This window comes from Nonomuraea monospora, assembly GCF_039531895.1.
In the GTDB taxonomy this organism is placed as follows: domain Bacteria; phylum Actinomycetota; class Actinomycetes; order Streptosporangiales; family Streptosporangiaceae; genus Nonomuraea; species Nonomuraea monospora.
Window position 1 is genome coordinate 120,453 of sequence record NZ_BAAAQX010000032.1, and the last position, 24,029, is coordinate 144,481.

Consider the following 24,029-nt stretch of genomic DNA (forward strand, 5'->3'; position numbering starts at 1 on the left):
ATCATTATGCGGGCCGAAACTTGACCTTGCTTTACGGGCGTACTACGAGGTCACGGGCGGTAGTGGGTACGGTACGTAACGCTGTCGACGGCCGGATAGCCGGGAGTTCGGGGGTTCATGGTGCCTGATCAGCGGATTCAGGAGCATCCGGCCGCGTCAGCCGAATGGTTGCGCGCCGCGCGCGCCGCTCGTTCGCTCTCCGTGGCGACGCTGGCCTGGCTGGGCGTGGAAAGCACGCTCGGCCTGGCCGCGGGCCTGGCCGCGCATTCGGTGGCGCTGATCGGGTGGGGGCTGTCGGCGTTCGTCGAGGCGGCGGCGAGCCTGATCGTGGTGTGGCGGTTCACCGGCGCGCGCACGTTGTCGCCGAGCGCGGAGAGCACCGCCAGGAAGGCGGTGGCGGTGAGCTTCTGGCTGCTGGCGCCGTATCTCGTGCTGCACGTGGCGCACGATCTGGACGCCGGGCACCGGGCGGAGCCGAGCGTGCTGGGGATCGTGGTGACGACGGTCAGCCTGGTCAGCATGCCGGTGCTGGGGATGGCCAAGCGGCGGCTCGGGTCGCGGCTGGCGTCGGCGGCCACCTCGGGCGAGGGCACGCAGAACCTCATCTGCGCGGCCATGGCGGCGGGGGTGCTGGCCGGGCTGTGGCTGAACACGGTGGGCTGGTGGTGGGTGGATCCGCTGGTGGCGGTGGTGCTGGCGGCCGTCGCCGTACGGGAGGGCGGGCGCGCCTGGCACGGTCGAACCTGTTGCCATTGACACGGGATCACGGTCACGCTCCTCATCGACGACCGTCACATTAGGTAATCGTCGCACCAAAAGGGCTGTTTTGCCACAGAGACCGCACCGAGTATCGTTCCCGAAGTATTGCGGAGCATCTCCCGCTAGGGTCTCCGGAAGGTCACGAGAACACCTAAGAGGACATCGTGGGGCGACACCGCACAGACGATCTCGACGGCGGATACAGGGCCAGCGAACCACCACCACCGCGCAGAAGAGCCAGACGCGGTCGCGGCAGGGTGCTCGTCCCGCTGGCGGGAGCCGTCGCCCTGGCCGTGCTCCTCGGTGTCGCCGCGTTCGTCATCTTCAACCGCGACCATGACTGCTCGGGCGGCAAGCTGCCGCTGCGCGTCGTCGCCACCCCCGACATCCAGCCGGCGCTCAACAAGATCGCGGGCAACTACAACAAGGCGCTGCACTCGATCGACAGCAAGTGCGTCGAGGTGACGGTGGCCAAGGAGGCGGCGGCCAGGACGGCCAACGCGCTGGCCGCGGGCAAGGCCACCGCCGACTTCTGGGTGGCCGACTCCAGCCTGCTCATGGAGAGCATCCGCGCCACCGGCAACGGCGACGCGCTGCCGCAGGTGGAGGGGTCGATCGCGACCTCCCCCGTGGTGCTGGCCGCGGCCAAGTCGGCCGCCGCGAAGCTGTCCGGCGCGCTCCAGCCGAGCTGGGTCTCGATGATCTCGGCCGCGAACGTGGCCAACGTGGACGGCCCCGGCAGGAAGGTGCGGGTGCTCGCCCTCGACCCGCAGAAGAACTCGGCCGGCCTGGCGGCCCTGCTAGCCGCGGCGGGCACGGCGAGGGCGGCCAAGCAGGACCAGGCGCTGGTGGGCGCGCTGAAGGAGCTGTCGGGCCAGCTCGCGTCCGACTCGACCGCGCTGCTGGCCAGCCTCACCGTCAAGTCGGGCAGCAGGGTGCCGGTGGGCGTCACGTCCGAGCAGGCCATCTACGCCCACAACGTCAAGAAGCCCGAGTCGCCGGTGGTCGCCCTCTATCCCAAGGAGGGCACGCTCAGCCTCGACTACCCGGTCACGATCCTGACCAAGGACCCCGGCACGCTGAAGGCCGCCGCCGACTTCAAGCAGGCGCTGACCGGCGAGTCCGCCAAGAAGATCCTGCGTGACGCGGGCTTCCGCGGCACCGACGGCAAGGCGGGCGACGCGCTGACGGAGGACAAGGGCTTCACCGCCGAGACCCCCGCCGCGCTGGACCCGCCGGACGGCGCGACCGTGGCGCGCATGGTGCAGACCTGGACCCGGCTGAACCTCGGCACCCGCCTGCTCACCCTGCTCGACGTCTCCGGCACGATGGCGCTGCAGGTGCCCGGCACCAACATGACCCGCATGCAGGCCATCAACCGGATCGCCACCGAGGGGCTCGGGCTCTTCCCCGCCGGGTCCGAGATGGGGCTGTGGTCGTTCTCGACCCACCTGGACGGGCAGGGCAAGGACTACAAGGAGCTCGTCTCCGTCGGCCCGCTCAGCGAGACGATCGACGGGGCGACCCGCAAGGAGCAACTGGTCAGGACGTTCGCGCAGCTCCAGGCCAAGTCCACCGGAGACACCGGGCTGAACGACACGATCAAGGCCGCCTACACGGAGCTGACCAAGTCGTTCCAGGAGGACAAGGTCAACACCCTGCTGATCCTCACGGACGGCGCGGGCAACGACGACCCGGACGGCGGCGTCAAGAACGCCGAGCTCCTGGAGTTCCTGAAGAAGACCTACAACCCGAAGCGGCCGCTCACCATCCTGCTCATCGCGTTCGGCCCGGACGCCAAGAAGGGCAAGGCGCAGATGGAGGCCGTGGCCAAGGCGACGGGCGGCGAGGCGTACATCGCCGAGAACATCCTCCAGGTGCGCGAGTTCTTCCTCCAGGGCATGGAGCGCCGCCTGTGCATGCCGAACTGCGACGGCTGAGCTAGCCGGCGGGCCCGCCATGCTCGTTCGGCATGGCGGGCGAACCTGGCCGATCGAGGCGGCGTCCTCTCCGCGTGGGGCTTGAGTGAGCGTCCTACCTGCGGGGAGGGGAATCCGTGCCTGGATGGCCGACCGTCGATCGTGCGCGCGATCAGGAGCTGGTCGAAGCTCTGCGGCGCGCGGAGAGCGCCGCTCCCGCCACGCTCTACGACTCCTACGCGGAACGACTGCACGACTACGCCTTCACCCTGTCCGGCCAGGGCGACGTGGCCGCCGACTCCGTGCACGACGCGCTGGTCACGGCGCAGGGCTGCGTGGCCAGGCTCAGGGAGCCCGGCCGGCTGCGCGCCTGGCTGTACGCGCTGACCAGGTTCCAGGTGCGGGCCAGGATGGCGCGCCGCTCCGGCACCCCGTCCGGCGGCATGCCGCTCCCCGAGATCGCCGAAAGCGCGGACCCCGAGCTGGCCGACCTGGTCCACGAGGCGCTGGGCGAGCTGAGCAAGGGGCAGCGCGAGGTGCTGATGCTGTCGGTGCGCCACGGCCTGACCCCGGCGGAGGTCGGCGGGGTGCTCGGGCTGACCTCCCGGCAGTCGGCCGTCCGGCTGGGCAGGGCCCGCGACCACCTGGAGAACGCCGCCGCGGCCGTGGTGCTGGCCAGGACCGGCCGGGCGCACTGCCCCGACCTGTCGGCGATGCTGGACTCCTGGGAGGGGCCGCTCACCCCGCTGCTGCGGCGCCGGCTGTCGGGGCACATCAGCGGGTGCGAGGTGTGCACCGAGGGCAGGCACCGGCAGATCGCGGCGGCGAAGCTGCTGGACATGCTGCCGGTCGCGTACCCGGCGATCTCGCTGCGCCGCCGGGTGATCGACACGTGCGTCAAGCCCGAGCTGGACGACACGCGGGTCCTGATCACCGACCGGGGCGACAGCTTCGACCGGTCGGGGTTCCCCGTGCCGGCCGAGCGCCGCTCGCGCAGGCGCCGGCCGCGCCGGCTGGCGCCGCTGGTGCTGGCGGGCGCGTGCCTGCTGGCCGCGACGGGCGCGGTGGTGGTGATGAACGCGGGCGGCACGGCCGGTACGACCACGCTGCGGCCGATCCCCTCGCCCGAGCCCTCCCTGGAGGAGAGCCCCACGCCCGAGCCGGTGTTCGAGGAGGACGAACCCAGCCCGTCGCCGACGCCGAGCGCGAGCCCGACCCCCACGCCGTCGCCCCGGATCACGCCGCCGGCCGCGGCGCCGCGCAGGAGCAGCAGGCAGGCCGCCGCGCCGACGACCTCCCGGCGCAGGCCCGTGCCCGCCGCCCGGCTGCGCGCCTCGTGCCCGCGGGCGATCACCGGCGTGGCCACGATCGGGCTGAGCGCACGCAACTCCGCCGTCTCCTGGGTGGCGACGGCCTCGCAGGGCCTGGACGTGCACCCGGCGAGCGGTTCCGTCAGGGCGGGCACGTCGGCCGCCGTCGTCGTGACGGTCGTCGACCCGAACGCCCCCGGCAGCGGCCGGGTGACCTTCACCTCCAACGGCGGCACGGCGACGTGCTCCCTGTCGTGGCAGGGCGACGACGTTCCGGCGCCGCCGAGCGACGACCCGCCGGCGACCGAGGAGCCGACCGAGTCGCCGAGCGCGGGCGTGGCTACCACGTCCGGGCAGGGCTCCGTGGAGCAGTCGAGCGCCGACTCACAGTAACTCCACAGTTTTAACACGACAAACGTATATAAATCGGACCCTGACTCGTGAACACCAGGCTACATAGGGCATTCTGGTGTGCTTGGGGATCGCACCAAAACATGCCGATCACTTGACCGTGTGTCGAAGGTCACACGAGAAACCCCGGCATGCCGGTAAACCGGAGCGTGTCACCAAGCGTCGGCATTGACGTGTCATAGCGTGGATTGGTCCCATGAACTGCGATCAATCGTGCTACAACCAGCAAGGCAGGAGAGAGACAGGAGATGCTCAAGCAGCACCGCAGAGCGCTGGCCTGGCTGGTCGCGCTCGCCTGCATCGCGGGAGCGGTCATCGCGTTGTTCGACATCGAGACACCGCTGCGCCCGTTCCTGATCTCCTTGTTCCTTCTGGTCGTGCCAGGGGCGGCAGTGGTGGGACTGTTGCGTGATCGTGACCCCCTCGCCGCACTATCCGTAGGAGCCGCGGCGAGTCTCGTACTCAACGTGCTCCTCGCCGAGGCCATGCTGCTCTTCAACGCGTGGTCGCCCCGAGCGGGTGTCGCGACGGTCGCCGTGCTCGGAGGGTTCATGTACGTGCTTCGGGTGTTGTACCGGGGGAAGAGCATGCAGACCGAACAGGGGGCCAGGGCAAGGTGAACATCCAGGTAGTTCGGCCGGGAGAGCTCGGGGACTCCGAGCGCGCCCGATGGCGGGAGCTGCAGAAGGCCGACCGCAGTCTGGACAACCCGTTCCTGTCCGTCGAGTTCGCCGTGGCGATGGACCGCTTGCGCGACTACGTGAGGGTGGCGGTCATCTCCGACGGGAGCGGCATCAAGGGGTTCTTCCCCTACGAGCGGCACAGCTTCGGCATCGGCAAGCCGCTCGGCGGCTTCCTCACCACCTGCCACGGTCTGATCTCCGTCCCCGACCTGCAGCTCGACGCCAAGGCGCTGCTGCGGGCCTGCAAGCTGAGCGTCTTCGACTTCGACCACCTGGTGGCGGGGCAGCCGACGTTCGCGCCGTACGAGGCCGACGTCCGGCCCGCGCCGGTCATGGACTTCACCTCGGGCTTCGAGGCCTGGGTCGAGCAGGTCAAGGCCAACTCGCCGAAGAACCTCAAGACCGTCCGCTACAAGGAACGCAAGATGGGCCGCGAGCAGGGCGAGCTCCGCCTCGAGTGGTCGTCCGCCGACCCCGAGGTGCTGCGCACCCTGCTCGCCTGGAAGTCCGACCAGTACCAGAGAACTGGCCGGGTGGACAGGTTCGCGCAGCCGTGGATCGTCGAATTGACGGACATGATGCATGCCGAGAACTCATCGGACTTCGCGGGCGTCCTGACCATGCTTTATGCCGGAGACGTCCCGGTGGCGGGCCATTTCGGGCTCCGTACGGCGACCACGCTTGTAGGGTGGTTCCCCGCCTACGACACCGAGTACGCCCGCTACTCGCCGGGCATCGTCCACCACCTGCAGATGGCCGAGGCCGCCGCGAACGCGGGGCTGCACATGGTGGACATGGGCAAGGGTGGCAAGGAGTACAAGGACTGGCTCAAGAGCGGCGTCCTGTACGTCGCGGAGGGCCGGGTCTCGCGTCCGTCCGCCTCGGCGGCCGTTCACTGGATGGGCCGAACTCCTTTCAACAAAGCCCGAACAATTGTCATGGATCGACCGTCTCTTTATAGAGCGGCCGACCGTGTCCTGAAGGGCTTCGGACGGGTGCGCACCTCGATGCAACGTCAGGAGCCCTCCAATGCAGTAAGTCAGGAACCAACGGGAGCGCGCTGAGCGACCCCGGCAACACCCCCCGGCACCAGCACCAACACCCTCACACCCCACAGGACCCTTCGATGCACCGTTTGCCGGCTTCGCCGTTCCCGCAGCACCCGGGGGTGGTTCCGTCCGGCCCGCAAAGCGGGGTCCCGGAAGGATTTCCCTCGCCATGAGTCCCGAGATAACCAAGCACAACGGCAAGGTTCACTCCTCGCCCCTCCGGTCGATGCCGCCGCCTTCGAGCTTCACGCCGGTCACCCCGCACCTGGCCATCTCCCCGACGGTCAGCGTGGTCGTGCCGGCGATGAACGAGGCGGAGAACCTGCCGCACGTCTTTGCCACGATCCCGCAGTGGGTTGATGAGATCGTGCTCGTCGACGGCAACTCCGTCGACGACACGGTGGCCGTGGCCAAGCGGCTGCGGCCGAACGTCAAAGTGGTGACCCAGACGGGCAAGGGCAAGGGTGACGCCCTGTCCGCCGGTTTCGCCGCTTGCACCAGCGACATCATCGTGATGATCGACGCCGACGGCTCGACCGACGGCCGCGAGATCATCAACTTTGTGGGCGCGCTGGTGACCGGTGCCGACTTCGTCAAGGGCTCGCGCTACGCCGCCGGGGGCGGCAGCGACGACCTGACGATCAACCGTCGCCTTGGCAACAAGGTGCTGACCGGCATCGTGAACGTGATGTACCGCACCCAGTACACCGATCTCTGCTACGGCTACAACGCCTTCTGGGCGCGCCACCTTGATGTGCTCGACCTCGACTGCGACGGCTTCGAGGTGGAGACGCTGATGAACGTGCGCGCGGCCAAGGCCGGGCTGAAGGTGCACGAGGTGCCCAGCCACGAGCGCAACCGCATCCACGGCGAAAGCAACCTGCACGTCGTACGAGATGGCTTCCGCGTGCTCAAGACCATCCTGAAGGAGTGGCGTCGCCAGCCCACTCCCCCTCAGCCTGAGCCCGCCGCCACTCCCGCCGCTGACCGAGGCGTCGCATAAAAAAGGATCGTTGTGAACACGTCTGTTGTCATCTGCGTCTACACCGACGAACGGTGGGAGGACATCAGGCAGGCAGTCGAGTCGGTCGAGAACCAGACACGCCCGGCACACGAGCTGATCCTGGTGGTCGACCACAACCCCGACCTGCATCTCAAGCTCAAGCACGAGTACCCGCAGGTCATCGTGGTGGAGAACACGCACGAGCAGGGGTTGTCCGGTGGCAAGAACACCGGTGTGGCCACGGCCAACGGTGAGATCGTCGCCTTTCTCGACGACGACGCGGTCGCCGATCCCGGGTGGCTGGAGGCTTTGGAGGAGGGCTTCCAGGAAACCGGTGTCGTCGGCGTGGGCGGCCGTACCGACCCCATCTGGGCGTCGGGACGGCGGCCCCGCTGGTTCCCGTACGAGTTCGACTGGACGGTCGGCTGCACCTACCGCGGCATGCCCGCGGTCAGGGCGCCGATCCGCAACGTCATGGGCGGCAACGCCGCCTTCCTGCGTGACGCCGTCTCCGAGGTGGGCGGCTTCCACAGCGGCATCGGCCGCAGCGTGCAGGGACGCAAGTCGCGCCCGCTCGGGTGCGAGGAGACCGAGTTCTGCATCAGGCTGAGCCAGCGCAAGCCCGGCTCGGTCATGCTGTTCGAGCCGCGCGCGGTGATCGGGCACAAGGTGTCCAAGCAGCGCGAGCGGTTCGCCTACTTCAGGTCCAGGTGCTACGCGGAAGGGCTGTCGAAGGCCCTGGTGACGCGGGAGGTCGGCACCCAGGACGGGCTGTCCAGCGAGCGCGCGCACGCGATCAAGACGCTGCCGCTCGGCGCGCTGCGCGGGGTCGGCGAGGCCGTGCGCGGCGACCTGGGCGGGCTCGGCAGGGCCGCCGCGATCGTCGTCGGGCTGGTCTGGACGACCTGGGGTTACGTCGTGGGTTCCGTACGGCTGAAGGTGGCACGGTCATGATCCGCGTACCGATCCTGATGTACCACTCGGTCACCGACTCGCCCAACGACGAGACCAAGCCGCACGCGGTGCGGCCGTCCGACCTGGCCGACCAGCTCGCCTACCTGGCGGAGAGCGGCTTCACGCCGCTCACGCTGGGCGACCTGGTGGCCAGGTTCAACAAGAACAACGGGCTGTCGCTGCCGGCCAAGCCGATCGTGGTGACGTTCGACGACGGCTACGCCGACTTCCACAGTCACGCGCTGCCGCTGCTGGAACGACACAACTTCCCCGCCACGGTCTTCCTGACCAGCGGCTGGGTGTCCGACGCGGGCAAGGACGCCGCAGGCCGTCCCCTCGACGACATGCTGTCGTGGGGTCAGGCCCGCGAGGCCGCCCAGACCGGCGTCGAGATCGGCGGCCACAGCCACAGCCACCCCCAGCTCGACCAGCTCCGCACCGAGGACCTGCGGCAGGAGCTGCGCAGGAACAAGGGGCTGCTGGAGGAGAAGATCGGCATGCCGGTCGCCACCATGGCCTACCCGTACGGGTACTCCAGCGCCCGAGTCCGCCGAGAAGTGCGCAAGGCCGGATACTTCGCCGCTTGCGCCGTGAGTAACACGATCGCCGCAGATCGTCATGACATGCTCGCCATCCCCCGGTTGACGGTCGGCAAGAGCACGACCATCAACATGTTCAAGCGCGCCGTCGAAGGCAATGCCGTACCTCTCATCTACATGCGCGAGCGCATCCTCACCAAGGGGTACGCGGTGGTGCGCAGGACGAGGTACGGATTGCAGCGGGTGCGCGGAAATGTCTAGCCTCTGGGGAAAGCTCCTTCGCGACCTGCGTAACCCGCTGTTCCTGCAGGGTTACGCGCTGATGGCGAACACCGTGATCACCGGCGTCCTCGGCATGGGCTACTGGCTGCTGGCGGCGCACTTCTACTCGCCCGAGGAGTTCGGCCGAGGGCAGGCCGTGATCACGGCCATGCGGCTGTTCGCGTCGCTGACCGCGCTCGGCTTCGTGGGCGCGCTGGCGCGCTTCCTGCCGGTGGCGGGCCGCCGCACGCCCGAGCTGATCCTGCGCGGGTACGGCCTGGCCGCCGCCACGGGCGGGGTCGCGGCCATCGGGTTCCTGCTGACGCTGCCCATGTGGGGCAAGACGTACTCGGTGCTGGGCGGCTTCGGGCCGGGGCTGTTCTTCCTGGCGTCCGTGGTGGTGTGGGCGGTGTTCACGCTCCAGGACGTCGTGCTGACCGGCCTGCGCAGGGCCACCTTCGTGCCGCTGAACAACCTGATCTTCGGCGTGGTCAAGATGGGGCTCCTGGTCGCGATGGCGGGGGCGCTGCCGTCCGGCGGCATCTTCGTCTCCTGGGTGATCCCGACCGCGCTGGCCCTCATCCCGGTCAACTGGCTGATCTTCGGCGTCGTCGTGCCCCGGCACGTCAAGCAGGCCGACCCCAGCCAGGACCCGCCCCGGCTGCGCGAGGTCGGCCGCTTCCTGGCGGGCGACTTCCCCGGGACGCTGTCGATCCTGGCGATCGTCTACCTGGTGCCCGTGGTGATCGCGACGCAGGTCGGCGAGGCCACGTTCGGCCGCTTCTCGATGGCGCACACCCTGGCCAGCATGATCGAGCTGCTCGCCATGAACATGGCGGTGTCGCTCACCGTCGAGGGCTCCTTCGACCGCACCGCCCTGGCGATGAACTGCCGGCGAGCGCTGCGGAGAGCCTTCATGATCGTCACCCCGATCATCGCGGTGGCGATCCTCGGGGCGCCGCTGATCCTGCGCATCTTCGGCTCGGAGTTCGCCGAGGAGGGCACGACGCTGCTGCGGCTGATGGCGCTGGCGGTGCTGCCGCGGGTGCTGATCGAGGTGTACCTGAGCGCGCTGCGGGCGCAGAGCAAGGCGCGGACGCTGGCGATCGTCCAGATCGGGCTGGCGGCGCTCGTGCTGGTGTCCACGGTGGCACTGTTCCCTCACTTCGGGGTGAACGCCGTGGGGTACGGATTGCTCTTCAGCGAGGTACTTGTCGCACTTTTGATCTTCGGAAATCTACGTAAAATTCTCAAAATCGACGAAAGCGGTAGGTCGACTGTCACCCAGGGGTCGTCCGGGGCTTCATGATGGTCAACGTGAGGCAACGGGACGGCGATGGCATGCAAACGGGGATCACGGGCTCCCCGGACGTGCGTGGGGACAAGGAGGAGTCAGACGTGCCCTTCGATCCGGAAGCTACGGGAGTCATCCCCAAGCTGACGTTCACGCCCCCGGGCGAGGACTCCTCGGAGAGCTCCGGCGACGGCGAGGGTAAGGCCGTGCCGGACGCGGAAGCGACCACGGCCGTCCGGCTGCCTGGGCCTGTGCACATCGGGCATCCGCCCACCGCCGAGGAGGCTGACGAGCTTTCGGCGGCCGGCACGGTTTCCATGCCTGTGCAGCCCGCGAGCGGGGAGGCTCCTGTCGAGGAGGAGCCCGAGGAGGGCGACACCTCGCCCAACCTGCGGCTTCCCTCCAGCGCTCAGCCCGCTCCAGGCACCAAGCCCGCCACGAAGCCTTCCACGGGCGCGCAGCCTTCTGCGGGTCCCAAGCCCGCCTCGGGTGCCAAGCCTGCTTCCGATGCCAAGCCCGCCGCAGAGGCCAAGCCCACCGCGAGCGCTCAGCCTGCCAGTGGGCCTCAGCCCGCCCCGCCCGGCAAGCAGCCCGGCGCCGCCGGCGCGAAGCCGACCGCAGGCGGCCAGCCCGTGAGCGGGCCGCAGCCTGCCGCGCCTGGGAAGCCCCAGCCTGTCAGCGGGCCTCAGCCTGCCGCGCCCGGCAAACCTCAGCCTGCCAGTGGGCCTCAGCCCGCCCCGCCCGGAAAGCCGCAGCCTGTCAGTGGGCCGCAGCCCGCCGGTGCCGGAACGCAGCCCATGAGCGCGCACCCCACCACCAAGCCCGCGACCGGCCCAGGCGCCAAGCCCGCGCCCGGTGCCGGGCCGCGACCGGCTCAGAAGGGCCTGGCCGACCTGGTGCAGCCCGCCCCCGGCGTCTCGCCCCAGGGCCTGTCGGGACCGCAGCCCGTACCGACGTCACCACCGCAGCAGGCCGCGTTCCAGCAGGCCCCGCCGCAGCAGGCACCCCAGCAGGCCCTGCCCAGACCGCAACAGCAGCAGCCCCCCGCCAAGCCCCGCAAGGCGGGCGGGATCGGGGCTCTGGTGGCGAGCGCCCCCAAGTGGCTGCCCGCGCTGCTGGTCGTCGAGGGCCTGATCATGTACGTCCTCGCCCTCAAGGTCCCCCCGGGCCCGCTGCGCGGCGTGAACCCGGCCGACATCGACGGCCTGGGCCTGATCTCGGCGCTGCCGACCACGGCGTTCATCGCGATCCTGATCATGATCGTGTCGTTCTTCATCACGGTCACCCAGAGCAGCGACCGCAAGTTCCTGCTGCTGTTCCAGATCGCCGCGATCACGTTCGCGCTGCACGGCGCGGGCGCGCTGGTGGCGGAGGAGCCGCGCTTCCCGACCGCCTACATTCACGCCGGTTTCGTGGAGTTCATCGGCAGGACCGGCGAGACGGCGATCAACATCGACGCCCGCATGGGCTGGCCGGGCTTCTTCGCGTTGTTCGCGTTCGTGACGAAGGCCGCGGGGATCACGGACCTGACGCCGATCCTGCAGTGGACGCCGCTGCTGTCGAACCTGCTCTACCTGCTCCCGTTCGTGCTGATCCTGCGCCAGGTGGTGGCGACCACGAAGGCGCGCTGGTTCGCGGCGCTGCTGTTCGTGCTGGTGCAGTGGATCGGGCAGGACTACTTCTCGCCGCAGGGCTTCACGTTCGCGCTGTATCTGGCGTTCGTGGCGATCCTGCTGAGATGGTTCGGACGGGTGGAGCCGCGCACGAAGCCGATCCCGCCGAAGGGGTTGCGCAAGCTGATCGGCAAGCTGGACGCGATGACGCCGGGCGAATTGGCCAACACGGGCACGTTCAGGGCCGACAAGCTGCTCATGCTGATGATGCTGGTGGCGCTGTTCGTGGCGTCGGTGGCCTCGCACCAGATCACGCCGTTCATGATGCTCGGCGTGGTGACGGCGTTCCTGATCTTCAAGCGGACGACGCTCACCTGGGCGCTGCCGTTCTTCCTGGGCCTGATCGTGCTGGCCTGGATCAGCTACATGACGGTCGGCTTCTGGGCCAGCCAGATCGACACGATCTTCGGCGGCCTGGGCAACATCCTGCAGAACCTGCAGAGCAACACCGGCGACCGCATCGAGGGAGCCGATCCCGCGCACGCGATGGTGCTGCAGGCCCGCCTGGGCATTCTGGCGGTGATCCTGGCCTGCGCGGCGGTGGGCATCTTCCGGCGGATCAGGCGCGGGGTGTTCGACCGTTCGGCGCTGATCCTGCTGTGCGTGCCGGTGCTGGCGCTGGGCCTGCAGAGTTACGGCGGCGAGATCGGGCTGCGGATCTACATGTTCGCGCTGCCGGGCGCCTGCCTGCTGGCCGCGTACGCGTTCTTCCCGAACATGCCGGCCGACAGCGCGGACGTGCGCGAGGAGACCGTGCCGCTGCGCAAGCGGAACGTGCGCTTCAACCCGGAGCTGACCAAGAAGATCTCGATCGTGCTGGCGGCGTGCTTCGCGGTCGTGTTCGCGTTCGCGTTCCTGCTGGCCAGGTACGGCAACGAGAAGTTCGAGCGGGTCACGACCGGCGAGGTCGCGGCCCTGCACTACATCTACGACCACGACGAGCCCAGCGCGCGGGTGCTCTACCTGGTGCCCAAGATCGGGCCCGAGGTGACGCCGACGCTGCCGTGGGGCGAGCGGGACGTGGAGAAGGTCAGCTTCAACCTCCAGGCGCTGGTGCACAAGGACCCGTCGAAGGTGACCGACGCCGTGCAGGCGCTGAAGGAGGCGTCGCGGAACTCGTACCTGATGGTGAGCCGCGGCCAGGTCAGCTACCTGCAGCTCAACGAGGGTTATCCGAAGGACTGGGGCGAGCGGTTCCGTGCGGCGCTGGACAAGTCGCCTGATCTGAAGCGGGTCTTCTCCAACGACGACGCGGCGCTCTACACCTGGAAGACGTTCGTCCGCGGCACCGAGATCCCCGAGCCGAACCCCTACAAGGGGCGCGGCGACCCCACCTCGCCGTGGACGCCGGTGGGCATCGGCGCGCTGGCTGTGACCTGGGTCGCACTCTTCGGGTACGAGATCATCCGGTTGAACGGCCCGAACCGGGCGCCGAGGGCTCGCAAACGCCTGCTGTTCCTGGCGGTCCCGGCGTTCGCGATCGCGCTAGCAGTGATCATCGAGCGATTCATCTATATCGCACAAAATAACTGAATTCACAGGAAACACTCAGCTTGTGCGGGATGATGTCCTCCGATGAGGACACAGGAGACACATCCCGCCAAGCCGGACGTACGCCTCGCCGCAGCGAGGATCGCCTCCGTCGACGCCTTACGGGGTTTCTCGCTGCTCGGCATCCTCGTCGTGAACATCGCCTTCCTGGCCTCCGGCTACCGGATGGCCGGGATGGCGGAGCCCGCGTTCGACTCGTCCCTCGACTGGGGCGTGCGCTGGTTCGTGACGCTCTTCCTGGAGAACAAGTTCTACCTGCTGTTCTCGTTCCTGTTCGGGTACAGCTTCACGCTCCAGGTCGACTCGGCCAGGCGGCAGGGGCGGCCGTTCGTGCCGATGTTCCTGCGGCGGCTGGGCGGGCTGTTCCTGCTCGGGCTGGCGCACGCGGTGCTGCTGTTCCCCGGCGACATCCTGACGACGTACGCGGCCGTCGGGCTGGCCCTGCTGATCTTCCGCGGGGTCAGGCCGAAGACGGCCGTGGCGCTGGCCATCGTGCTCACGCTGCTGCTGGCGTTCGCGTTCGCGCTGCTGGCGCTGCTGGCCACGATGGGCCTGGACCTGTCGGGCCGCGTCGCCGACGGCTCGGCGCAGGCCGCCGCCTCCAACAGCGCCCTGGGCGGGGTGTTCTGGCAGATCGTCTCCGAGCACCTCAGGAAGCTGTCGCTGATCATCGTGGCGCGGGTCTTCTTCCAGGGCCCCGCGGTGCTGGCCGCCTGCCTCATCGGGCTCGCCGTCGGCAAGCTGGGCGTGCTGCGCGACGTGTCCGCCCACACCGGGACGCTGCGCAGGCTGCAGTGGGTCGGGTTCACCGTCGGGCTCGGCGGCGCGCTCTTCTACACGACGGCGGCCTGGAACGGGTCCGTGCACAAGTTCTGGGGCGAGGCGGTCGACCTGGTGACGGCGCCGCTGCTGGCGGCGGCGTACGCGGCCACGTTCCTGCGGGTGCTGCCGCACGTGCCGCGCCTGGCGCGGGCGCTGGCCGCGCCAGGCAGGATGGCGCTGTCCAACTACCTGGCGCAGTCGCTGATCTGCTCGCTCATCTTCACCGGGTACGGCCTGGCGCTCGTCGACCGGGTCAGCCCGCCGCTGGAGGTGGTGATCGCGGTCGGCATCTTCGCGCTCCAGGTCGTCTACAGCCGCTGGTACCTCAAGGGGCACCGGTACGGGCCGGTGGAGTGGCTGCTGCGCTTCCTGACGTACTGGCGCAAGCCGTCCACGCCGCGATAAACCACGTGAGGCGGGCGGCGTGGCCAGGAACAATGGGCGAGTATGCGTAACTGGCCCGTACACGACCTGAGACTGACCACGCCCCGCCTCACGCTGCGGCTGCCCACCCTGGACGACCTCGACGAGCTGGCCGACCGCGCCGTGGAAGGCGTGCACGACCCCGGCAGGATGCCGTTCGGGGTGCCGTGGACCGACGCGCCCGCCGCCGAGCTGCCCGCCGCCGTCGTGCTCTACCACCTCGGGGTGATGTCCCGGTGGCGGCCTGACTCGTGGACCTGCAACTTCGTCGTCGTGCACGAGGGCCGGGTGATCGGCACCCAGGACGTGAAGGGCGTGGACTTCGCGATCACCCGCGAGGTGCACACCGGCTCCTGGCTGGGCCGCGCCCACCAGGGCAAGGGGTTCGGCACCGAGATGCGCGCCGCCGTCCTGCACCTGGCCTTCGCCGGGCTCGGCGCCCGCTCGGCCGTCTCCGGCGCCTTCCTCGACAACCCGGCCTCGCTCGGCGTCTCACGCAAGCTCGGCTACCGGGACGACGGGCTGGCGGTGCAGGCGATGCGGGGGCGGCGGGCCACCCAGCAGCGGCTCCGGCTCGACCGCGACGACTTCACCTGCCCGGTGCCGGTGGAGACGCACGGGCTGGCGGCCTGCCTGCCGCACTTCGGCCTGGAGACCGCGTAGTACCTCAGGGGTACGTCACGAACCCACTCCCTGGCGGGACGCGGATGACGGGGCGTGATCCATAGGTTCGCCGCATGTTCACCCGTTTGCGCCGATCCGCTGTTGTCCGCCTGCCCGGGATGCGCAGGACGTTGTTCGCCGGCGTGCTGGCCGCGTCCGTGGCGGTGCCCCTGTCGGGCTCTGAGGTCCCGGCTCCGGCTCCTGTCCGGGAGGTCTGGGGTTCGGCTGAGGGGCGGTACGCGGCCGTCCGTGAGGGCATCCTCGCGGCCGGGCGGACGGCCGCCGAGCACGGGCAGGCGCGCCGGGCGGAGGTGCTGCGGGGGATGGCGGCCCCTGGGCGGCGGTTCCTGTTCTTCGACGGGCGTGACGGCGGGCGGGCGGCCGAGGTCTTCGGGGATCTGGCGGGGGCCGAGCGGGTCGTGGTGGTGGTGCCCGGCTCGGACACCGGCCTCGACACGTACGGGCTGCTGTACGCGGGCGCGCTCGCCCTCCATCGGGAGCTGAACGGGCGGGAGCCGGGCGCGCGTGAGACGGGCGGGCGCGAGACGGCTGGGCGGGTGGCGGTCGTCGCCTGGCTGGGGTACCGGACGCCGGGCACGATGGACGCCGCCCTTCTCACCACCGGGCGCGCCGACGAGGCCGTCCCCCGCCTCCAGGCGTTCGTCCGCGAGTTGGGCGGCGCCCGGGTCTCTCTCCTGTGCCACTCCTACGGCGCCGTGGTCTGCGGCCGGGCGGCGGGCGGGCTGGGCGCGGTGGCCGGCATCGTCCTGTACGGCGCCCCCGGCACCGGGACGGACACGCCGCTCCGCACGTCCGCCCCCGTCTGGGCCGCCCGCACCAGCGCCGACTGGATCGCCCTGGTGCCGCACGTGCGGCTGCGGCTGCCGTTCCTCGCCCTGGGGCTGGGCCTGGACCCCGTCTCGCCGTCGTCCGGCGCCAGGGTCTTCGCGGCCGGCGACGGCGGGCACAGCGACTACCTGCGGCCCGGCTCGCTCTTCCTGCGCAACGTGGCCGGGATCGTGTCGGGGGCGGGCCCGGATGCGTGACCTGCTCGAACGGGTGGAAGCGGCCACCCCCGCGGGCCGTGATCGAGGGGTGGACGGGCTGCGGGCGGCGGCCATCCTCGGGGTGGTGGCCGGGCACTGGCTGGTGACGGCGCTGGTGGTGGACAGCGGGGCGGTGCGGGTCGCCAGCCCGCTGCGGGAGATGCCGCAGCTCGCGCCCGTGTCCTGGCTGTTCCAGACGCTCGCGGTGTTCTTCCTGGTGGGCGGGATGGTGGCGGCCAGGAGCCGGGCGGGCTCCCGTCTCCCCTACCGGGTGTGGCTCGGGCGGCGGATGGCGCGGCTGTTCCGGCCCGTCGCCGCCGTGGTGCTGGTGTGGGTGGTGATCGCGGTGGCGACGCTCGCCGCCGGGGTGCGGCTGGGGACCGTGTTGTCGCTGGCCAAGCTGGTGTGGTCGCCGCTGTGGTTCCTGCTGGTGTTCGCCGTGCTGACGGCCGCGACCCCGCTGGCCGCCCGGCTGCACCCGGCGTGGCCGCTCGCCGCCGTCGCCGTGGTGGATCTGGTCCGGTACGGGCTGGACGGGCCCGCCTGGCTCGGCTGGGTGAACGTGGTGGCGGGCTGGCTGGTGCCCTACAGCCTCGGCGCGTCCTGGGGGCGGAGGGGCGGTCTCTCGGGCCGCGGTGGGAAGGCAGGGCTGCCGGAGCCGGGCGGGGAGGGTGGGTTGCCGGGGTGGTGGGTCGGGTGGGCGTTGCTGGCCGGTGGTGGTGCCGCCACCGCCGGGCTGGTCGTGTGGGCGGGATACCCGGCGGCCATGGTGGGCGTGCCGGGCGCGGAGACGTCCAATCTGGACCCGCCCACCCTCGCCGCCGTCACGTTCGGCCTGGCGCAGTGCGGCGCGGCCCTCCTCCTGCTGGCGCCCCTGCGCCGCGCCCTGCGACGCCCGCCGGCCTGGGCCGCCGTGGCCCTGACGAACCTGTCGGCGATCACCATCTTCCTCTGGCACCAGACCGCCATGATCGCCGTGACCGCCCTGGGCCTGCTCGCCGGCCACGCACTCCCCGGCCTGCACACCGCCCCAGGCTCACCCGGCTGGATCGCGGCCAGGCTCGCCTGGTTGCCCGCGTTCTGCGTGGCGCTGGCGGCCTGCTGGGCGGCCTTCCGCGGGTACGAGCAGCGACCTGAACGCGGCCCGAGCGACCACACGCAAAGGGGCGCCGCGACGCCGGGTTGAGCGATGTTAAGCTCCGCCCAGAGCACGCCGGGGCGGGGGCCCGCGCCTTGTCCGGGAGGAGCTGGGCACGTTGCCTTCACAGGTGGTCACCTACGAGCTCGACGACGCCACGGAGGTGCGCTTCGAGATCGAGCCGACGCCCGGCTACCAGCCCGCCGGCGGCCCCGACGAGATCGTCGGCAGGGTCAGGAAGGCCATCGGCCCCGCGCTGAACGCCGCCGCGCTGGTCCTCGACCAGGCGCGCAGGGCGGCCCCTGACGAGATCCAGGTCAAGTTCGGCATCAAGGTCACCGGGACCATGGACTGGCTGGTCGCCAAGGCGGCCACCGAGGGGAACTTCGAGGTCACGCTCACCTGGCGGCCCCCGGACGGCCGGCAGCCATGACGGCCGGGCCCGCCAACGACTCCTGGGTCGCCTCGGTACACCGTACGGCGGGCGACAAGGAGCCGCTGGGCGCGGCCGTGATCATCGACACCCGCCGGGCGCTGACCGCCGCGCACGTGGTGCTGCACAGGGGCGCGGTGGCCGAGGAGCTGTGGGTGGCCTTCCCGAAGGCGCATCCGCCCGTCTACCAGCGGTGCCGCGTCGAGACTGTGGTGCTCGCCGAGCACGTCGAGGACGTGGACCTGGCCCTGCTGGTGCTGGCCGGCGACGTGCCGGCCGGGGTGTGGCCGGCGCGCCTGCTCTGCCCGTCCGCGACCCGGCTGGTGAACCGCCGCTGGTGGGCGTTCGGCTTCCCGGACAGGCAGCAGTGGGGCGACTCCGCGGGCGGCAGGGTGGACGAGACGCTCGGCTACGGCTCGATCCGGCTGGCCACCGAGTCGGCCTCGCCCCTGGCGTCCGGCTTCAGCGGGGGCGGGGTGTGGTCGCCGGAGTACGAGGCCGTGGTCGCCGTGGTGAGCGACTCCCGTGCCGTCAGCGGCGGCGGGCGGGCGATCACCCTGTTCGAGGCGGACCGCCGCTTCCCCGGGCAACGGCTGCGCCGCCTGGCCGACTCCTGGTCCACGGAGCAGGCCGGTCAGCTCGCGCTCGCGTCCTGGGGCTGGACGCTCCGCGCCGACCCCGAGGGCAGGCGGCACTGGCGGCCCAGGGCGCGCGGCGTCAGCGTGGACACCGAGCGCGGCCACCGGTTCAGGGGCCGCACGGCGGCGCTCAAGGCGATCACCGCCTGGCTCGACCGCGACGAGCCCGACCAGCGGGTGCTGGTGGTCACCGGGTCGCCGGGCGTGGGCAAGTCGGCGGTGCTGGGCCGAGTCGTCACTTCCGCCGACCCCGGCATCCGCGCCGCCCTGCCCGCCGACGACGAGGCGTGGAAGGCCACGCCCGGTTCGGTGGCCTGCGCCGTGCACGCCAAGGGCAAGACCGCGCTGGACGTGGCCACCGAGATCGCCCGCGCGGCCTCCGCCGCGCTGCCCGACACGCTCGCCGACTTCGAGCCCGACCTGCGCGCCGCCCTCACAGACCGGCCCGGAGCGCCGGGCACCCGATTCAACGTGGTCATCGACGCCCTGGACGAGGCGACGTCCCCCGCCGAGGCCCGCGGCATCGTCGCCAGGGTCGTGCTGCCGCTGGTGCACGGGTGCGCGGGGCTGGGCGCGCAGGTGGTGCTGGCGACGCGGCGCGGGGACGACGAAGGCGAGCTCATCCCCCTCTTCGGCGGCGCCGCGCACGTCGTGAACCTGGACTCGCCCGAGTTCTACGCCGAACAGGACGTGGTCGAGTACGCCAAGGCGACGCTGCAACTGCTGGGCGATCCGCGTCCGGGCAACCCGTACGCAGACGGGCCGGTGGCCGGGCCGGTCGCCACCGCCATCGCGCGGCGCTCGGCGCACAGCTTCCTGATCGCGGGGCTCATCGCGCGCACGCACGCGCTGCACGACGTGGAGCCGGTGGATCCGGCCGCGCTCACCTTCCCGCCCGAGGTCAAGCACGCGCTGGACGCCTACACCGCGCGGCTGCCCGGCGTCGGCGGGCTGCCCGCCGCGGCTGCGCTGACCGCGCTCGCCTTCGCCGCGGCTCCGGGGTTCGACGTGGAGCTGTGGGCGCTGGCGATCAGGACGCTGGCCGGGGCCGAGGTCACGGCCGGAGAACTGCTCGCCTTCGCGCACTCGTCAGCGGCGAACTTCCTGGTGGAGTCGGATGATCGGCACGAGGTGTTCAGGCTGTTCCACCAGGCGCTCGACGACACGCTGCTCGGTGAGCGGAGCGATCTGCGGGCCGACCATCGGGCTCTGGCCAGGGCTTTCATGGGGTTCGTCGAGCCGGTGCCGCCTTATCTGGCGCGGTCGCTGGCGGGGCACGCGGCTCGGGGCGGGGTGCTGGAGGAGTTGCTCTGCCGGACGCCGTTCGTGCTGCACGCGGACCTGGCGCGGGTGATCGTGGTAGCCTCCGTGGATCCTTCACCCGCTGTTCGTGCCTGCCTGCGGCTGATCCGGCTGACGCCGATGGCCGCCGCGGCCGGGCCCGCCGAGCGCGCGGCCATGTTCGACCTGACCGCCGCAGTCGCGGATTTGCCGAGGATAGAGGCGCTGGCGAGCCGGGACGCGCCTTATCGGGTGGAATGGGCGGAGGTCCAGCGGAGGTTCGACGAGGCCGTTCTCCTCGGTCACGAAGGACGGGTGACCGCCGTCACCTCCTTCGTCATGGACGGGCGCACGCTGCTGGCCAGTAGTGGGGCCGACAACACCATCCGGCTGTGGGACCCGGCAACCGGCCTGCCCGCGCACGTGCCGATCAGAGCGGTCGCGGCCGGCATGACCGCCGTGACCGTGCGGGGTCGCGTCCTGCTCGCCACGCTCGATCACGATGGCGCCTTCCGGCTGTGGGACCCCGCGACGGGCCGGCCCGTCGATTGCGCGCTCACCCGCGTGCAGGAGGGCGGCAAGTACCTGTGCGCTCTGCCTCAGGGCGACGATGACCTGGTCGCCGTGGCCGGTCTCTCCGGAGACCTCACGGTGTGGGATCTCGTGACCGGTCAGCCTACGGGTTCTCCGGACCACCTCCGCGAGGACATCCGCGGTCTGTCCTACTCGGCACGCAACGGCCGGCTCGTCACCGCCACCTGGGACGGCCGTGTCGACATCTGGGATGCGGGCACGAAACTGCTTCTCCGTACCCTCGATGGTGCGCGCCAGGTCACTGCCATCTGCGCCCTGGATGATCCTGCCCTGCTCGCCATCGGCGATGTACTCGGCAGACTCCATATCGGGGGCCGGTATTTTGCCGGTCATACCGATCTGATCACCGACATCTGCGTCTTCACCCTGGATGGCCGCACCTTGCTGGCCACGACCAGTGCCGACGGCAGCATCAGACTGTGGGATCCCAGCCGGCTTGAGTTCTCTTCCCACGACACCGTGCATCGCTCATGCGCCCTTCTGCTGCATGAGCGCGTCCTTCTCGCGGAGATGAGCGGAAACGTGCGACTGCGGGATCCGGCCGGTGGGCTCACTGCCGAATTCGCCGCAGACTCGCCGATGTCCCTGGACGCCTTCGCCCATGGCCTGCTGATCATCACGGAGGCTTCCGGCTTCCGCGTCTGGGACCCGGCGACCGGCGAACCGGTCACTCCCTTGATTCCCTTGTCACCACGGACTGTCGAGCCGATAGACGCACACATGCTTGCTGTCGTCGCGGAGGGGATCGGCCAGGTGGTCGACCGGGAAACCGGCAAGCGGCGTTTCCTTCGCCTTTCCCGGTTCGCTCGCCCGTTACGCGACGTGGCGGCGTTGTGCGCTTACACCATGAACGGGAAATCGCTGATCGCCACTGCCCACGATCACGGCGAGGTGCGGTTGTGGAATGCGATCACCGGCCGTCCGGCCGGTCGTCCGCTCATCGGCCACAGCGCCGGGGCGAGCGCCGTGTGCACCTTCGCGTTGGACAGGCAGGTCCTACTGGCGAGTGCGAGCTGGGATCGAACCGTTCGCATGTGGGACCCCGCGACCAGCCGGCCCTTCGGCTCGGTGCTGACCGGGCACTCCGATGTGGTGTCCGCGGTCTGCGCCCTGACGCTCGGCGGCCGGGTCCTCCTGGTCAGCGGAAGCGCTGACGCCACCGTGCGCGTCTGGGACCCGGCCGCCGGCACCTGCCTGCTCACCATCCCCGTCCACGACGCCGTCCGGAAGTGCGCCTGGCTGGGAGGCCTGCTCGTCGTCTACGGCAAGGGCGGCGGCATCCTGGCCGTCCGCCCTTCCGCATTGCTTCACGCGCCCCCGCGCCCCGACCACTTGATCTCGTAGGGCTTCAACGTGACGGGCCGCCCGTCAACGGTGGCGCTGACGTCCTGATCGGAGGTGTTCACCATCACGACCTGGCTGGCCTGCCCCATCGCCTTGACCTTCGGATCGGAGGTCTCCACCTCCCGCACCTCGACCCCGTTCGGGAACCACTTGGTGAACCCGCTGAGCAGCCCCGCCATGGGCAGCTCGCCACCCACCTTGGGCGACCAGAGGCACCCGGGGCACTCGCCCTCCCCCTTCTGCTGCGGGTTCCAGTAGAGGGCGGTCGTGACCCCGCTCTTGGCGAACTCCATCAGCGCGACGGCCTGGACGGCGGTGCGCTTCTCCTCGCTCCACTGCGCGTTCTCTGGCTCCACGTACCACTCGGCCCACCACACCGGCAGGTCGTCGCTCTCCTCGCGCAGCCACGTGGTGATGGCGCTGAACTTGGCCTGGGCGGCGAAGTCGTTGGGAACGTTCCCCTTGTCGTTGGTCATGGAGGCGCCGTCCACGACGACGAAGTCGGCGCCCTTCTTGTGCTCGATCCAGTACTTGACGGCGTCCAGCGCCCGCTGGTCGACGGTGCCCCAGGGGCCGCTCAGCTCGGAGGGCGGGCCTTCTGTGCGGGTGCTGCTGCTGATCGACACGTACGGGCCGCCGACCTGGATGTCCTTGTTGACCTTCTTCAGCGCCGTATAGACCTTGTTGTACATCTCGGTGTACGCCTCGGCGTCCCACCGGTTGGTGGCCGGGTCCCAGAAGCCCTTGAACTCGTTCCACACCATGTAGTGCTTGACCGTCGGGTACTGCTTGGCCACCCGCGCCGCCAGCTTGGCGAAGTCGTCGAAGTGCTCCCGTTCGGGGGCGACGGTGTGGTTCTTGCTCCAGTCCGTACGCCCGGCCTGCCCGCCCTTCATCCAGTCGGGCGCGCAGCAGAGCGTGATCACCGGCACGGCCCTGGAGGACGCCATGAAGGTGAGCCGCCGGTCGAGGTCGACGAAGTTGAACTGCCCCGGGCTGGGCTCCGGGTTGCCGACGCCCCAGCCCATGATGTGCTGGTTCTGCAGCATGGGGACCCGGCCGAGCACGCCTCTGGCCTGGTCGACGACGTCCTGCGGCTCGTTGTCGGCGCTGTACTGGGTGTGGGTGATGCCCCAGCGCGGCCAGTTGTCGAGCGCGGGAGGCTCGGAGAGCTGCGGCGCGGGCTCGGTGGGCGCCTTGGTGGCCACTTCGCTGCCCTTGAACACGCTGCGTTCCTTCGTCCGCATCGCGGCGTACACCATGATGCCCGCCACCAGGACGATCGCGAGAACGCCGGCTCCTAGAGCGATCGGCCATGGCGATCGTCGGCGCGCGTGCCGGCCGTCGGTCGGAATCACTGAAGGCTCCTCATCCTCGCGAGACGTCGGGGGGAACCACGAACCTACAAGGTTCGGGAACGTACAAGGGCTGGACAGCAGTCCAGCCCTGTTTACGCTAATCGTCCCGCTTGCAAGCCGCTTGCGGTCAATCTTGGCGCGGCGGCCGCTGCCCTCCCGCCGGTCCCGGCACCCCGGCGTAGCGGTAGGGCACGGGCTGCCTGCCCGGTTGCACGATGAGGAGAGTGCCGGGGGTCTCGGCGTAGAACGCGGACTCGACGGCGGCGGCCACGTCCTCGGCGGTGAGGAGCGGGAAGCCCGCGTTGACGAACATGTCCCGCGCCTCGGCCACGAGGGGCGTGTCGGTGAAGCCGGGGCAGACGGCGCCGATGCGGACGTTCTGCGCGGCGAGCGGCTCGGCCAGCGCCCTGACGAGGCCGACGACGGCGTGCTTGGTCATCGTGTAGACGGGGTCGCCCGCGAAGGCGGTGAGCCCGGCCAGCGAGGAGGTGACGACGATCGCGCCGCCGCCGGAGCGCAGGAGCAGCGGCATGCTGGCGCGCACGCCGAAGACGACGCCGTCCATGTTGACGCCGACGACCTGGCGGTAGCGGGCGAGGTCGAAGTCGGCCAGATCGACCCGGCCGGTGATGCCGGCGTTGAGGTGGACCAGGTCGAGCCGCCCGTACCGCTGCTCGGCCAGCGCGACGGCCTCCAGCGAGGCCTCCTCGGTGCTGACGTCGGCGGCCAGCCACGCGCCGTCCAGCTCCTTGGCCAGCCGCTCGACCCCCTCGCCGTCCATGTCGAGGAGGACGCACTTGGCGCCGCCCGTCGACAGGCGCCGGGCCACGGCGGCGCCGATGCCGCTCGCGGCTCCGGTGATCAGTGCAACAGTGCTCATGAC

General features: G+C 70.5%; 18 protein-coding genes. 16 read left to right on the forward strand and 2 right to left on the reverse strand.

Annotated features, from left to right (window positions below; translation table 11 throughout):
- Window positions 1-117 precede the first annotated feature (117 nt).
- From ABD331_RS43920 to ABD331_RS43995, 16 genes are all read left to right on the forward strand, one after another.
- Window positions 118-756: a cation diffusion facilitator family transporter gene (locus tag ABD331_RS43920; RefSeq protein WP_344488933.1), complete on the forward strand. Its 639-nt coding sequence runs from the start codon at window positions 118-120 to the stop codon at window positions 754-756.
- 260 nt (window positions 757-1,016) lie between these two features.
- Window positions 1,017-2,699: a substrate-binding domain-containing protein gene (locus tag ABD331_RS43925; protein ID WP_344488936.1), complete on the forward strand. Its 1,683-nt coding sequence runs from the start codon at window positions 1,017-1,019 to the stop codon at window positions 2,697-2,699.
- Between the two features lie 116 nt (window positions 2,700-2,815).
- Window positions 2,816-4,381, forward strand: coding sequence for an RNA polymerase sigma factor (locus ABD331_RS43930; protein WP_344488939.1), 1,566 nt, complete (start codon window positions 2,816-2,818; stop codon window positions 4,379-4,381).
- A gap of 266 nt (window positions 4,382-4,647) precedes the next feature.
- Window positions 4,648-5,019: a hypothetical protein gene (locus ABD331_RS43935; RefSeq protein ID WP_080045753.1), complete on the forward strand. Its 372-nt coding sequence runs from the start codon at window positions 4,648-4,650 to the stop codon at window positions 5,017-5,019.
- Complete coding sequence (locus tag ABD331_RS43940) at window positions 5,016-6,146, forward strand: GNAT family N-acetyltransferase (protein WP_344488950.1); 1,131 nt, start codon at window positions 5,016-5,018, stop codon at window positions 6,144-6,146. The genes ABD331_RS43935 and ABD331_RS43940 overlap by 4 nt, the downstream gene beginning before the upstream one ends.
- A 211-nt stretch (window positions 6,147-6,357) precedes the next feature.
- Entirely contained in the window at window positions 6,358-7,134 is a 777-nt protein-coding gene (locus ABD331_RS43945; protein ID WP_344489011.1) for a glycosyltransferase family 2 protein, read from the forward strand.
- A 12-nt stretch (window positions 7,135-7,146) separates the two neighbouring features.
- Entirely contained in the window at window positions 7,147-8,088 is a 942-nt protein-coding gene (locus ABD331_RS43950; protein ID WP_344488953.1) for a glycosyltransferase family 2 protein, read from the forward strand.
- A complete protein-coding gene (locus ABD331_RS43955; RefSeq protein WP_148434579.1) occupies window positions 8,085-8,888 on the forward strand; it encodes a polysaccharide deacetylase family protein in 804 nt (267 codons plus the stop codon). The genes ABD331_RS43950 and ABD331_RS43955 overlap by 4 nt, the downstream gene beginning before the upstream one ends.
- Window positions 8,881-10,197 (forward strand): lipopolysaccharide biosynthesis protein, encoded by a 1,317-nt coding sequence (locus ABD331_RS43960; RefSeq protein ID WP_344488957.1) that lies wholly within the window; start codon window positions 8,881-8,883, stop codon window positions 10,195-10,197. The genes ABD331_RS43955 and ABD331_RS43960 overlap by 8 nt, the downstream gene beginning before the upstream one ends.
- An 89-nt stretch (window positions 10,198-10,286) precedes the next feature.
- On the forward strand, window positions 10,287-13,388 hold the full coding sequence (locus ABD331_RS43965) for a hypothetical protein (protein ID WP_344488960.1): 3,102 nt from the start codon (window positions 10,287-10,289) through the stop codon (window positions 13,386-13,388).
- A 42-nt stretch (window positions 13,389-13,430) separates the two neighbouring features.
- Window positions 13,431-14,633 (forward strand): DUF418 domain-containing protein, encoded by a 1,203-nt coding sequence (locus ABD331_RS43970; protein ID WP_344488963.1) that lies wholly within the window; start codon window positions 13,431-13,433, stop codon window positions 14,631-14,633.
- Between the two features lie 42 nt (window positions 14,634-14,675).
- Window positions 14,676-15,314: a GNAT family N-acetyltransferase gene (locus ABD331_RS43975; RefSeq protein ID WP_344488966.1), complete on the forward strand. Its 639-nt coding sequence runs from the start codon at window positions 14,676-14,678 to the stop codon at window positions 15,312-15,314.
- 74 nt (window positions 15,315-15,388) lie between these two features.
- Window positions 15,389-16,360, forward strand: a complete 972-nt coding sequence (locus ABD331_RS43980) for an alpha/beta hydrolase (protein ID WP_344488969.1) — start codon at window positions 15,389-15,391, stop codon at window positions 16,358-16,360.
- Complete coding sequence (locus ABD331_RS43985) at window positions 16,353-17,546, forward strand: acyltransferase family protein (protein WP_344488972.1); 1,194 nt, start codon at window positions 16,353-16,355, stop codon at window positions 17,544-17,546. Before ABD331_RS43980 ends, ABD331_RS43985 begins: the two co-directional genes overlap by 8 nt.
- A gap of 70 nt (window positions 17,547-17,616) precedes the next feature.
- A complete protein-coding gene (locus ABD331_RS43990; RefSeq protein ID WP_344488975.1) occupies window positions 17,617-17,931 on the forward strand; it encodes a CU044_2847 family protein in 315 nt (104 codons plus the stop codon).
- Window positions 17,928-21,788, forward strand: coding sequence for an AAA family ATPase (locus tag ABD331_RS43995; protein WP_344488978.1), 3,861 nt, complete (start codon window positions 17,928-17,930; stop codon window positions 21,786-21,788). Before ABD331_RS43990 ends, ABD331_RS43995 begins: the two co-directional genes overlap by 4 nt.
- On the opposite strand, the gene ABD331_RS44000 is transcribed toward ABD331_RS43995, so the two are convergent.
- Entirely contained in the window at window positions 21,752-23,146 is a 1,395-nt protein-coding gene (locus ABD331_RS44000; protein WP_344488981.1) for a GH39 family glycosyl hydrolase, read from the reverse strand. The two genes, ABD331_RS43995 and ABD331_RS44000, sit on opposite strands and share 37 nt — an antisense overlap.
- Window positions 23,147-23,273: 127 nt before the next feature.
- Complete coding sequence (locus tag ABD331_RS44005) at window positions 23,274-24,026, reverse strand: SDR family oxidoreductase (RefSeq protein WP_344488984.1); 753 nt, start codon at window positions 24,024-24,026, stop codon at window positions 23,274-23,276.
- Window positions 24,027-24,029 lie beyond the last annotated feature (3 nt).